At 67.4% G+C, this 12,871-nt stretch carries 10 protein-coding genes; 7 read left to right on the forward strand and 3 right to left on the reverse strand.

What is annotated here, in order from left to right; all coding sequences use genetic code 11:
- The first annotated feature begins 21 nt into the window (after nt 1-21).
- The 7 genes from ABT001_RS07390 to trxA all read left to right on the forward strand — a co-directional run bounded on the left by ABT001_RS07390 (nt 22) and on the right by trxA (nt 9,507).
- Complete coding sequence (locus tag ABT001_RS07390; RefSeq protein ID WP_351273620.1) at nt 22-2,319, forward strand: DUF6049 family protein; 2,298 nt, start codon at nt 22-24, stop codon at nt 2,317-2,319.
- Nucleotides 2,320-2,368: 49 nt separating this feature from the next.
- Entirely contained in the window at nt 2,369-4,528 is a 2,160-nt protein-coding gene (murJ, locus tag ABT001_RS07395; protein ID WP_351273623.1) for a murein biosynthesis integral membrane protein MurJ, read from the forward strand.
- A 129-nt stretch (nt 4,529-4,657) separates the two neighbouring features.
- Nucleotides 4,658-6,355 carry a protein kinase family protein gene (locus ABT001_RS07400; RefSeq protein WP_351273626.1) on the forward strand — a complete coding sequence of 566 codons (1,698 nt, stop codon included), beginning with the start codon at nt 4,658-4,660 and terminating at the stop codon, nt 6,353-6,355.
- 25 nt (nt 6,356-6,380) lie between these two features.
- Nucleotides 6,381-7,085: an RNA polymerase sigma factor SigM gene (sigM, locus tag ABT001_RS07405; protein WP_351273628.1), complete on the forward strand. Its 705-nt coding sequence runs from the start codon at nt 6,381-6,383 to the stop codon at nt 7,083-7,085.
- A complete protein-coding gene (locus ABT001_RS07410; RefSeq protein ID WP_351273630.1) occupies nt 7,082-8,029 on the forward strand; it encodes an anti-sigma factor family protein in 948 nt (315 codons plus the stop codon). Before sigM ends, ABT001_RS07410 begins: the two co-directional genes overlap by 4 nt.
- Before the next feature lie 126 nt (nt 8,030-8,155).
- Nucleotides 8,156-9,127: a thioredoxin-disulfide reductase gene (gene trxB, locus ABT001_RS07415; RefSeq protein ID WP_351273633.1), complete on the forward strand. Its 972-nt coding sequence runs from the start codon at nt 8,156-8,158 to the stop codon at nt 9,125-9,127.
- A gap of 44 nt (nt 9,128-9,171) precedes the next feature.
- Nucleotides 9,172-9,507: a thioredoxin gene (gene trxA, locus ABT001_RS07420; protein ID WP_351273636.1), complete on the forward strand. Its 336-nt coding sequence runs from the start codon at nt 9,172-9,174 to the stop codon at nt 9,505-9,507.
- Nucleotides 9,508-9,597: 90 nt separating this feature from the next.
- Here trxA and ABT001_RS07425 read toward each other — a convergent pair whose 3' ends face one another.
- The 3 genes from ABT001_RS07425 to ABT001_RS07435 all read right to left on the reverse strand — a co-directional run bounded on the left by ABT001_RS07425 (nt 9,598) and on the right by ABT001_RS07435 (nt 12,712).
- The gene (locus tag ABT001_RS07425; protein ID WP_351273638.1) at nt 9,598-10,215 is read right to left on the reverse strand and encodes a GNAT family N-acetyltransferase; all 618 of its coding nucleotides are present in this window, start codon (nt 10,213-10,215) and stop codon (nt 9,598-9,600) included.
- Between the two features lie 305 nt (nt 10,216-10,520).
- On the reverse strand, nt 10,521-11,621 hold the full coding sequence (locus ABT001_RS07430) for a ParB/RepB/Spo0J family partition protein (RefSeq protein WP_351273641.1): 1,101 nt from the start codon (nt 11,619-11,621) through the stop codon (nt 10,521-10,523).
- On the reverse strand, nt 11,618-12,712 hold the full coding sequence (locus ABT001_RS07435) for a ParA family protein (protein ID WP_351273688.1): 1,095 nt from the start codon (nt 12,710-12,712) through the stop codon (nt 11,618-11,620). Before ABT001_RS07435 ends, ABT001_RS07430 begins: the two co-directional genes overlap by 4 nt.
- Nucleotides 12,713-12,871 lie beyond the last annotated feature (159 nt).

Raw genomic sequence — 12,871 nt, forward strand, 5'->3', positions numbered from 1 at the left:
GACGACGAGGGACGGATGCGCGTGGCCGAGGCGGCAGACTTTCAGGGGATGAATCCCTCCCCTGCCCGCCGGTGGCTCCGGCGCACAGCCTCCTTGATCATCGGGACACCGCTGATCGCCGGCCTCCTGGCCGGTCCCGCAACACCCTCGGCCCAGGCCCAGGAAGCGGCGAAGGCCCCGACCGGCTCGCGCACCGTAGATGTGTCCCTGGACACTCTCGCTCCCAGCGCGCCGGTCGAAGGCGACACACTCACTGTCTCCGGCACCCTGACCAACAAGGGCAGGAAGACGGTCACGGACGCCGAGGTCGACCTGCGCGTCGGCCCGCAGCTGTCGGGCAGAGGGACTGTAGACGAGGCCGCCAAGCGCACCGGGTACCTGCCCGGTAGCGATCCGGCCAAGCTCGGCGGCTCGTACACGCTGAAGGTTCCCGAACTCGCGTCCGGGGTCAGCCAGGACTTCACCCTCTCAGTTCCGGTGGACAAGCTGGACCTGGACGACGAAGGCGTCTACCAGCTCGGGGTGTCCCTGACCGGCAGGACCACCGACTACGCCTACGACCAGGTGCTCGGTATCCAGCGGACCTTCCTGCCATGGCAGCCGAAGGACACCAAGAGCAAGACGAAGCTCACCTTCCTCTGGCCGCTGATCGCATCCGCCCATGTCACCGCCGAGACGGGCTCCGACGAGCAGCAGACTCCTGTGTTCGCCGATGACGATCTGGCCCTCGAGCTCGCTCCGGGCGGTCGCCTGGAACAGCTGGTCTCCCTGGGGCGGCAGCTCCCCGTGACGTGGGTGATCGATCCGGACCTGCTGGCGTCGGTCGACGCGATGACGAAGAACTACCGCGTCAAGGTCGGCGACGCCACGGTCGCGGGGAAGAACCAGGCCATCGCCAAGAAATGGCTCTCGGACCTGCAGGCGGCCGTCAAGGACGGGGAGGTCGTGGCCCTTCCGTTCGCGGACCCCGATCTCGCGTCCATCGCCCACCGTGGCAAGAACGTCTCCGGTGCCCTCAGCCATCTGCAGGCGGCAACCGAGGTCGCGAGCACAACGGTGGAGACCGTCCTCCACATGAAGCCGTCCACCGACTTCGCCTGGCCGATGGACGGTGCGATCGATCCATCCGTCGTCGACGTCGCCACCTCGGCCGGCGCGCACAAGGTGATCGCCCGCAGCGACAGCCTCAAGGAGGCCGACAGGCTGCCCTACACACCGACCTCGGCCAGGCCTATCGGTGGTGGCACCACCGCCGTCGTCGCCGATCACCGGCTCTCCACCGCGTTCACCGGCGACATGACCAAGGCCGGCGCATCGACGCTCGCCGTCCAGAAGTTTCTGGCCCAGACGTTGACGTTGACGGAGCAGGCACCCGACAACGAGCGCAGCATCGTCGTCGCCCCACAGCGGACTCCCACCGCTGCCCAGGCGCAGACCATGGCGCGCGCCCTGCAGGCGCTCACCACGGAGCGCTGGACGGAGCCCCTCGATCTGACGGCTGCGGCAGAACAGAAACCCGACGCACAAGCCACCACCAAGGTGCCCCGAGCCTCCCAGTACCCGAAGAAGCTGCGAAGCCAGGAGCTACCCACTCAGGCGTTCCAGGACATCAAAACGACACAGGACTCGCTCAACAGTTTCCAGATCATCCTCACTCAGCCCGACCGAGTGGTCACCCCCTTCGGGAACGCGATCAACCGCTCGGTTTCGACGTCATGGCGTGGGAAGCCGCTGGAGGCCCAGCGATACCGTGACGCGGTCCGCACTTATCTGCAGGGGCTCACGAACGAGGTCCAGCTGATCTCGAAGTCGGACGTGACCCTGTCCGGCCGCAGCGCCACGATTCCGGTGACCGTGCAGAACAAGCTGGTGCAGGGTGTCGATCACCTCGTGCTCCGTCTGACGTCGGGCAACGCCACCCGGCTCAAGCTCAACAACGGCGGGGCGGTCGCCGAACAACCCGTCGAGATCTCGGGCGGACACAGCCAGTCCGTGAAATTCGACGCCTCGGCCAATGCCAACGGACAGGCGCAGGTCACCGCACGGCTGTTCACCGCGGACGGCGCCCCGTACGGCGAAGCGATGACCTTCACGGTGAAGGTCTCGGAAGTCACACCGACGGTGCTCCTGGTGATCGCCGGCGGACTCCTGCTGCTGGTCCTGGCGGGCATCAGGATGTATATCCACCGCAAGCGCACCGTCGCCGCCAGCACAGCGGAGAACGGCGACGGCGAACCCGAGCAGCCGAGTGACCCTGCACCGGACACCGGTCCGGAAAGCGGGAACCCATCGGGCCCGGGTGAGAAAGTGGACCGTTGAGCGATGTCTGTCATGGCCTGTCGGCCGGGGACAATAAGGTGGGGTTTCGATGAACGCGCCGTACGACGGTGACCGCGGCCAGGGCGCGGGCGGAGCTGGTTCTTCCAGCGGCCCGCCTGTACCACCGGGCGCCGGCCGGGACGGGGACGCACCCGACCCCTACCTGCAGCACGCGTACGACCACGACCCGTACCGGTCCCAGGATCTCGCCTCGCAGGACCCGGTGGCCGAGGCTCTGTACGACCGCGCTTCACATCCGCCGCCGCCTCCAGGCACCTATCAGGAGCCACAGGCCCTCTATCAGCAGCCTCCGGCTGCCCAGTACGCACCCGACCCCCGCATCTGGGCTCAGCCGCCGCCACCGGAGCCCGCAGGCCCCTCGCGGCACCTTCCCTACGGCGACAACGCCGCGACCACCCAGTACGTAGGCGTGGACGACCTCGTCACGCAGGCCTCCGACGACCGTGGGGAGCAGGACGCCTTCGCTCATCTCTTCCGCGACCAGGAAGGATCCGGCCGTCGCCCCGGCCCCCCTGCCGAGCCTGAGGCCGCGCCGGCGGCCCTGCCCCCGAAGTCCGGCGGTAAGGCCGCCGGGATACTGAAGTCCAGTGCGCTGATGGCGGCGGGCACCATGGTGTCCCGGCTCACGGGCTTCGTCCGCAGCCTCGTGATCACCGCGGCCCTGGGCGCGGCGATGCTCGGTGACAGCTTCACCATCGCGTACACCCTGCCGACGATGATCTACATCCTCACCGTGGGCGGTGGGCTGAACTCGGTCTTCGTTCCCCAGCTCGTCCGGTCCATGAAGGACGACGACGACGGGGGCGAGGCGTATGCCAACCGGCTGCTGACGCTCGTCATGGTCGCGCTCGGGCTGATCGTCGCCTTGGCGGTCTTCGCCGCACCGCTGCTCATCCGCATGATGTCATTGCCCATCGCGAACGACCCGGCGGCCAACAACGTCGCTGTTACGTTCGCCCGCTACTGCCTGCCGACCATCTTCTTCATGGGTGTCCATGTGGTGATGGGGCAGATCCTCAACGCCCGCGGAAAGTTCGGCGCGATGATGTGGACCCCGGTCCTCAACAACATCGTGATGATCTTCACCTTCGGCCTGTTCATCTGGGTCTACGGCACCTCGGCCGAATCCCGGATGGGCGTGGAGACGATCCCTGCGGAGGGCGTCAGGCTCCTGGGCATCGGCACGCTGCTCGGCCTCGTGGTCCAGGCCCTGGCCATGATCCCGTATCTCCGCGAGGCAGGATTCCGCTTCCGGCCCCGCTTCGACTGGAAGGGCCACGGGCTAGGCAAGACCATAAAGCTCGCCAAGTGGACGGTCCTCTTCGTTCTGGCCAACCAGGCGGGCGTGCTGGTTGTCACCCAACTCGCGACTTCTGCGGGCAAGCTCGCGGGCAAGGACGGCTCAGGCTTCCTCGCGTACTCCAACGCACAGCTGATCTGGGGCATGCCTCAGGCCATCATCACCGTTTCGGTCATGGCGGCCCTGCTGCCCCGCATCTCACGTGCCGCGCACGACAACGACCCCGGTGCTGTCCGCGACGACATCTCCCAGGGACTGCGTAACTCCGCCGTGGCCATCGTGCCGGTCGCCTTCACCTTCCTGGCGCTCGGGCTGCCGATGTGCACCCTGCTCTACGCCTCGAGCGGCACCGAGGCCGCCCGGTCCATGGGCTTCATCCTGATGGCGTTCGGGCTGGGCCTCATCCCGTACTCCGTGCAGTACGTCGTGCTGCGCGGTTTCTACGCGTACGAGGACACCCGCACCCCCTTCTACAACACGGTGATCGTCGCGGCGGTCAACGCCGCAGCCTCCGCCCTCTGCTACGTGATTCTTCCGGCCCAGTGGGCAGTCGTGGGGATGGCGGCCTCCTACGGGCTGGCCTATGCGGTCGGCGTCGGAATCGCCTGGCGACGACTGAGCAACCGGCTCGGCGGAGACCTCGACGGCGCCCGTGTGGTGCGCACGTACGCCCGTCTCTGCCTGGCCGCGATCCCTGCGGCGGTGGTCGGCGGCGGCGTGGGCTTCGCTCTCCTGGCAGCCTTGGGTGACGGAGCCGGCGGTTCCGTGGTGGCACTGGTCTGTGGCAGCGTCGTCCTGCTGGGCGTCTTCTTCGTTGCTGCCAAGAAGATGCGCATCGAGGAACTCAACGGCATGGTCGGCATGGTCCGAGGACGGCTCGGCCGCTGAATGCGCGGCGAGCCGCACAACCATCGCAGGACACCGCGTGTCGTGCATAGCACCGGAGTGTGGGCACAATTGGCGTGACTGTGCAGAGCTGGCTGGCATCGCGCAACGGATGGGGAGGCAGGAACGACGGTGGCGGAACGTAGCACGGCCGCTGTCGACGTGGCCGACAACAGCGGCGACGAGCCGCTGACCGCCAAGGCGGACGCGGCCACGACCGACGGGACGGCACAAACCCAGGACGCAGAGGCCCCAGGCTCGCAGGACGAGGCGAGCGGGGCCGAGGGCCCGGACGCCGTACCGGCGTCGCCCGACCTGCACAGTGGTCACAAGCTGGCAAGGCGCTACCGTCTTGAGGAGTGCGTCACCCGGCTGGACGGATTCAGCAGCTGGCGCGCTGTCGACGAGAAGCTGCGTCGCGCGGTGGGTGTCCATCTGCTGCCGGCCGACCACCCGCGAGCCCGGTCGGTACTGGCCGCAGCCCGCTCCTCCGCGCTTCTCGGCGACCCTCGCTTCGTCCAGGTCCTGGACGCCGTGGAGGAGAACGACCTCGTCTACGTCGTCCACGAATGGCTCCCCGACGCCACTGAACTCACAGCGCTGCTGGCCGCTGGCCCTCTGGAGGCACACGACGCCTACCAGCTCGTGAGCCAGATCTCGCAGGCCATGGCCGCCGCGCACCGCGAAGGGCTCGCGCATCTGCGCCTCACACCCGGCGCAGTGCTGCGCACCTCGACCGGCCAGTACCGGATCCGCGGTCTCGCGGTGAACGCCGCGCTGCGAGGTATCACCGCCGATCAGCCCCTGCGTACGGACACCGAAGCCATCGGCGCGCTTCTGTATGCCGCTCTGACCCGGCGCTGGCCCTACGAGAGCGACGCATACGGCCTCTCGGGGCTGCCCAAGGACCTGGGGTTGATCCCCCCGGACCAGGTGCGGGCCGGCGTCCACCGTGGTCTGTCCGAGCTCGCCATGCGCGCGCTCGCCAACGACGGAGCCACCGCGTCGCGGCAGGAGCAGCCGTGCACCACCCCGGATGAGCTGGCCAAGGCCGTCGCGGCGATGCCGCGCATCCTCCCCCCGGAACCCGTGTTCACCGCGCCGCCCGAGTACCAGCGCACGACCTACCAGCAGGGCACGTACGGGCGGCCGTCAGCGCGCCCCAGCTCTGCCACCCAGCCTGTCATCGCTGTCCCGCCGCCCCCTCTCCAGAGCCGCACGGGCAAGGCCCTCAAGTGGGCGGTATCCGCGCTGCTCATCGCAGCGCTGGGCCTCGGTAGCTGGCAACTGGCGGAGACCGTCCTCAACCGGGACAACGACTCGGGGGAGCCGACCCCGACACAGACCGCTGATGACGGCGACGACAACAACGCAGTCGAACCCGACAAGCCCGTCACCGTCGCGACGGCTCAGGACTACGATCCACTGGGCATGGACGGCTCCGAGAAGCCCGCCTCGATAAAGAACACCTATGACGGGGACGCGAGCTCCTACTGGAACACGGACGGCTACTACAGCGCCGACTTCGGAAAGCTCAAGGAGGGCGTCGGAGTCGTTCTCGATCTCGGTGAAGTCCAGCAGGTCGGCAACGTCGAGGTGTCCTTCCTCGGCGGCAGCACCTCTGTCGAGTTGAGGACCACCGAGGCTTCGTCCCTTCCTCAGCTGCCGGACGGCTTCACCAAGGCGGCAAAGGGATCCGGAACAAACGTGGCCCTCACCCCCGACAAGCCGGTGCAGGCACGGTACGTTCTGGTCTGGCTGACCAAGCTACCTCTGAGCGACGACGGCAACTACAGAGGCAAGATCTCGGACATCAAGATCACGAGCTGACGGCACCAGGGGAGGGGGCTCACCGTTGGACAACGCCAGATTCGCCGACATCAACGACCAGGACCTCCTGGCCCAGCACGTCGCCGGCGACCCGGACGCGTTCGGTGAGCTCGTGCGGCGCCACCGTGACCGGCTCTGGGCCGTGGCCCTGCGCACTCTCGGCGACCGCGAGGAGGCCGCCGATGCTGTGCAGGACGCCCTTGTCTCCGCGTTCCGCGCCGCACACACGTTCCGCGGCCAGTCCGCCGTCACCACGTGGCTGCACAGGATCACCGTCAATGCCTGCCTGGACCGCGCCCGTAAGGCTGCCTCGCGTAAGACCGCACCGGTCGAGGACACCGACAGGCTCGATCAACTCATGGAGCCCCACGAATCCGCTGAGGCGCCGGCCGAACGGCAGGACCTGCACCGCGAGCTCCTGGCCGCACTGGCCACTCTGCCTGCCGAACAACGCGCCGCCCTCGTCCTCGTGGACATGCAGGCCTACCCCGTTGCCGAAGCCGCCCGCATCCTCGACGTACCGACCGGGACCGTGAAGAGCCGCTGTGCGCGAGGACGGGCCAGACTGCTGCCCCTGCTGGCGCATCTACGCAGCAACAGAGGCGACAGCAGGGACGGCCCCGTGGAAAGGAACCGGACTCAGGGGCCATCCGTCCCACCGGCGTCAGGACCGAGAGACACAGACGACAGCGATACAGCAGCTGTGAAGGGTGGAGGTGGGCGCGCATGACGGCCACGGCCGACACGGCTCAGCACCCGGACGTCTCGGAGATCGCGGACCTCACCGAAGGCCTCCTCGCCCCCTCCCGCGAGGTGGCCCTCCGCCGCCACATCGATGCCTGTGAAGACTGCGGCGACATCTACGCCTCCCTGGAAGAGGTCCGCTCACTCCTGGGGTCGGCTCTGCCCCTGAACGAGCCCATGCCCGAAGACGTGATCGACCGAGTCGATGCGGCGCTGGCCTCGGAGGCAGCGTCCCCCACCGAGGTGCCGGAATCCCCCGCCGAGGTGCCGGACACCGCAGTTCCTGTTTCACGTGAAACATACGATCTGCCGACGGAGGTCGCGCCCGCGCCCAGGCCCGCCGGCCGTCCCCGGGGAGCCACCGGCCCCGGTCGCAGCCCGTCCCGGCGTCGCCGCCGCACGGTGATCCTCGGAACCGCCTTCGGGGCGGCGGCCGTCGGCATGAGCGTCTTCTTGTTCCAATCCCTACAGCCGTCCCAGGATTCGGCCGGCACGATCGCCGACCGCGAAGTCAGCGCTGCCAAGAAGAGCCACGGAAGCTTTTCGCAGGACACGCTCGAAGGCCACGTCCATGCGCTCCTGAGCAAGTCAACGGATTCCGGGACTCCCGGCCAAGGCTCGGGGAAACCGTCTCTGGACACCAAGTCGTCCCCGGGCACCCCCTCGCCTGACGACATGTCTCCCCGCACCCCCCTTCGCACCCCGATCGTGGCGGTGCCCCCCTGCATCCAGCAGGGCACCGGCCGGAGCGCGCCCGCCCTGGCGGTCCAAAAGGGCACCTACGAGGGGACTGCCGCCTTCCTGGTCGTGTTGCCCCACGGAACCGACTCCAGTCGCGTCCAGGCCTATGTCGTCGACGCGGCCTGTGTGAATTCCACGCCTGCGACAAAAGGTCAGCTCCTGCTCACGCACTCCTACACGCGCCCCTGAGGGCCTTGCCCGGAGCCGGACCGGCATATCGGGAATGCATGCCCCTTAGGATCCGTTGGGTGGGGTGAGAGTCATGGAACCGGCCCCAGTAGGCAGTAGGCAGTCCGCAGAGACGAGGAAGAACCCGTGAGCGACGTCCGTAATGTGATCATCATCGGCTCCGGGCCGGCTGGTTACACCGCCGCCCTGTACACCGCTCGCGCGTCGCTGAAGCCGCTGGTGTTCGAGGGAGCTGTCACCGCCGGCGGTGCGCTGATGAACACCACCGACGTGGAGAACTTCCCGGGCTTCCAGGACGGCATCATGGGCCCCGAGCTCATGGACAACATGCGCGCCCAGGCAGAGCGCTTCGGTGCTGAGCTCATCCCCGATGACGTGATCTCCGTCGACCTTTCCGGAGAGATCAAGACCGTCACGGACACCGCCGGCACCGTGCACCGCGCCAAGGCCGTCATCGTCACCACAGGATCCCAGCACCGCAAGCTCGGTCTGCCCAACGAGGACGCGCTCTCCGGACGTGGTGTCTCCTGGTGCGCCACCTGCGACGGCTTCTTCTTCAAGGACCAGGACATCGCCGTGGTCGGCGGCGGCGACACCGCCATGGAGGAGGCGACCTTCCTCTCCCGGTTCGCCAAGTCCGTCACGATCGTCCACCGGCGCGACTCCCTGAGGGCTTCCAAGGCCATGCAGGAACGTGCCATCGCCGACCCGAAGATCAAGTTCGCATGGGACAGCGAGGTCGCCGCGGTCCACGGCGACCAGAAGCTTTCCGGCCTCACCCTCCGCAACACGAAGACGGGCGAGACGTCGGAACTTCCGGTGACGGGCCTCTTCATCGCTGTCGGCCACGACCCCCGCACAGAGCTCTTCAAGGGCCAGCTCGACCTGGACGACGAGGGCTACCTCAAGGTCGAGGCCCCCTCGACGCGCACGAACCTGAAGGGTGTCTTCGGCGCCGGTGACGTCGTCGACCACACCTACCGGCAGGCCATCACAGCGGCCGGAACCGGTTGCTCTGCGGCTCTCGATGCTGAGCGCTTCCTGGCCGCGCTCTCCGACGAGCAGCTCGCCGAACCCGAGAAGACCCCGGCAGTCTGACTGCTCCCCCGAACCCCACACCCCCGCAAGTTAAGGAGGCCGCCGTGGCCGGCGCCCTGAAGAACGTGACCGACGACTCCTTCGATGAGGACGTCCTGAAGAACGACAAGCCCGTGCTGGTGGACTTCTGGGCTGCCTGGTGCGGCCCTTGCCGCCAGATCGCGCCTTCGCTGGAGGCCATCGCGGCTGAGTACGGCGACGAGATCGAGATCGTCAAGCTCAACATCGATGAGAACCCGGCCACTGCGGCCAAGTACGGCGTGATGTCGATCCCCACGCTCAACGTGTACCAGGGCGGCGAGGTCGCCAAAACCATCGTCGGCGCCAAGCCGAAGGCCGCCATTCTCCGCGACCTCGAGAACTTCATCGTGCAGAAGTAACGAGAAGTAGCACTGGCTGTTTCACGTGAAACGGGCCCACCCTTCGGGGTGGGCCCGTTGTGCATGCTCCTCAGCGATCGATCGCGGCCGTCAGAGAGGCCGCAGCACCGGCTCTTTCTGCACGGCGCCCAGCAGCCTGTCCAAGGCGAGCTCGACGTCCTCCTTCCAGGAGAGCGTCGTGCGCAGCTCAAGCCTCAGCCGCGGATGCACGGGGTGAGGGCGCACCGTCTTGAAGCCGACCGCGAGCAAGTGATCCGCCGGCAGGACGCAGGCCGGTTCTTTCCACCGTGCGTCTCCAAAGGCCTCGATCGCCTTGAAGCCGCGCCGCAGAAGGTCTTTGGCAACTGTCTGCACCATCACGCGGCCCAGCCCCTGCCCCTGAAATCCTGGCACGATCAACGCAGTCATCAACTGCACGGCGTCGGGGGACACAGGACTGGTTGGAAAGGCCGTGGCTCGGGGAACGTAGGCAGGCGGTGCATAGAGAACGAATCCGGCCGGGACATCGTCCACGTAGACCACCCGTCCGCAGGAACCCCACTCCAGCAAGACAGCGGAGATCCAGGCTTCCTTCTCAAGCTCGGGCCTGCCTGCCTTTACCGCAGCTTCCCCGCTGACCGGATCAAGTTCCCAGAAGACACACGAGCGGCAGCGCCTGGGGAGATCCGGAAGGTTGTCCAGTGTGAGCGGTACGAGCCGACGCCCCATGTAGGCGATTCCTCACTTCCTTCACCCGCCGCATCACGGGCGGCTGCCAGCGCACTCCGCTCTCTGAACAGGCTGCCGACGAACCCTCCGACAGCGCCAAGCCCCAGACAGACTGACACCAGGTGGCTGCGATTCACTGATCGCACGGCCCCCGCCTCCTCTGCGGTGGATCACGGTGGTGGATACGCCATACCAGAACGCATCGTATCCACCTAGGGGTAATGGGGACACCGAGAGACGGCAAAGGGCGGGCCGAGTTCCGGAAGCCTCCCGGAACTCGGCCCGCCCCTCACGGTCCAGCAGGGTCAGGCGTCGTCGCCCTCAGCCTGCTCTTCCTCTGTACTCCGTTCCAGTACGCGCCCCTCACCAGGGGCGAGGCTGCCAAGGATGCGGTCCAGATCCTCCATCGAGGCGAACTCGACGACGATCTTTCCCTTCTTCTGCCCGAGATCAACCTTCACCCGAGTCTCGAACCGATCGGACAGGCGCGACGCAAGATCAGTCAGACCCGGTGCGACTCTGCTGCCCGCCCTGGGACCTCGAGGCTTCGCGGAGCTGGTGGGCTCGGATCCGAGAAGGTTGACGATCTCCTCGACCGCACGTACCGAAAGCCCCTCGGCCACGATGCGGTGAGCCAGCCGATCCTGTTCCTCGGAGTCGTCCACCGACAGCAAGGCCCTCGCGTGGCCGGCCGAGAGGACCCCGGCCGCCACCCGGCGCTGCACCGGCGGGGAGAGCCGTAGCAGACGCAGCGTATTCGACACCTGAGGACGGGACCGGCCGATTCGGTCGGCCAGCTGATCATGAGTGCACTTGAAGTCCTTCAGCAGCTGGTCATACGCCGCCGCCTCCTCCAAAGGGTTCAGCTGAGCCCGATGCAGGTTCTCCAGCAGTGCGTCGAGGAGCAGCTTCTCGTCATCGGTGGCACGGACGATCGCCGGGATGCGCTCCAGACCAGCCTCGCCGCATGCCCTCCAACGCCGCTCGCCCATGATGAGCTCGAAGCGGTCCTCGGCGACCTGACGTACGACGACGGGCTGAAGAAGACCGACCTCCTTGATGGAAGTGACCAGCTCTGCCAGAGCATCCTCGTCGAAGACCTCACGAGGCTGCCTGGGGTTGGGCGTGATCGACTTGAGGGGAATCTCGGCGAAGTACGCCCCGGCGGCTTCGGGCTGGCCGATGACGGGCTCCAGGTCCCCGACGGGGGAACTCGGCTCCGGGACCCCCGCTCCGGAGGGGATCCCGGCCAATTTCGCAGCGGCCACCCCCCGCTCGGCGGTCATGACGGGGGCCGCACCCGCCGGGTGCGCCCCGGACGCAGGACTCCCGGCCTGCTTCTCCTGCGGTGCTGCGGGAATCAGTGCACCGAGTCCACGCCCCAGCCCTCTACGACGCTCGCTCACTGCATGCCCTCCGAATGGCTCTGCTGACTGTTCTGGACGCCCGTGTGGGCAGGCTCGCTCGCGGGGGCGTGCTGGGCCTCGTAATGCACTCCGACGCCTCTCAGTGCGATCTCACGGGCCGCCTCAAGGTAGGACAGGGACCCGCTGGAGCCCGGATCGTACGTCAGGACGGTCTGCCCGTAGCTCGGGGCCTCCGAGATGCGCACGGAGCGAGGGATGCTGGTCCGCAGCACCTCCTTGCCGAAGTGGGTGCGCACCTCCTCCGCCACCTGTGAAGCAAGCCTGGTTCGGCCGTCGTACATGGTGAGCAGGATCGTGGACACGTGAAGGTCGGGGTTCAGGTGCCCACGGACCAGTTCGACGTTACGAAGCAGCTGACCGAGGCCCTCCAATGCGTAGTACTCGCACTGGATCGGAATGAGCACCTCTGCTCCGGCCACGAGGGCGTTGACCGTCAGCAGCCCAAGCGAAGGTGGGCAGTCGATGAGGATGTAGTCCAGTGGCTGGTCATACGCCTGGATCGCCCGCTGCAGTCGACTCTCCCGCGCGACCAATGACACCAGCTCGATCTCCGCACCGGCGAGATCGATGGTCGCCGGCGCGCAGAAGAGACCTTCGACGTCCGGGACCGGCTGTACCACCTCGGAGAGGGGCATGCTCTCCACCAGGACGTCATAGATGGAGGGAACTTCCGCATGGTGGTCGATCCCCAGAGCCGTGGAGGCGTTGCCCTGCGGGTCGAGGTCCACCACCAGGACACGCGCACCGTGCAATGCGAGCGACGCGGCGAGGTTGACCGTGGAGGTCGTCTTGCCCACGCCACCCTTCTGGTTGGCTACGACCATGACGCGTGTCCGGTCAGGCCGTGGCAGCCCCTCACCGGCGCGGCCTAGGGCCTCGACCGCCAGCTGAGCGGCACGGCCAATAGGTGTGTCATCCATGGGCGGTGGTGTTTCACGTGAAACACCGTCCCCCAGGGACTCGGTACGGGGACCGGGGACCGGGTCGGTCATCGGTCCCGCGATGTTGGCGTCGGACCGCAAGGATTCACTCTCCTCGACTTCAGGCTCGCAATGAACAGAGCCTGCCATGCTTTCGGGGTCGGGAACCAGCGAGGCCGACTGTTCTGTGGATGAATCCGGTTCTGTGGACAACTCGGTAGCCCGTACGGGCTTGCGGTCGCGCGGCGCGGCGGGCCCCCGCCCCCCGCCCCAGAATAACAGCAGCACAGAGCCGCGGTTGAAGATAGG

Source organism: Streptomyces sp. NPDC002793, from assembly GCF_040295485.1.
Lineage (GTDB): Bacteria > Actinomycetota > Actinomycetes > Streptomycetales > Streptomycetaceae > Streptomyces.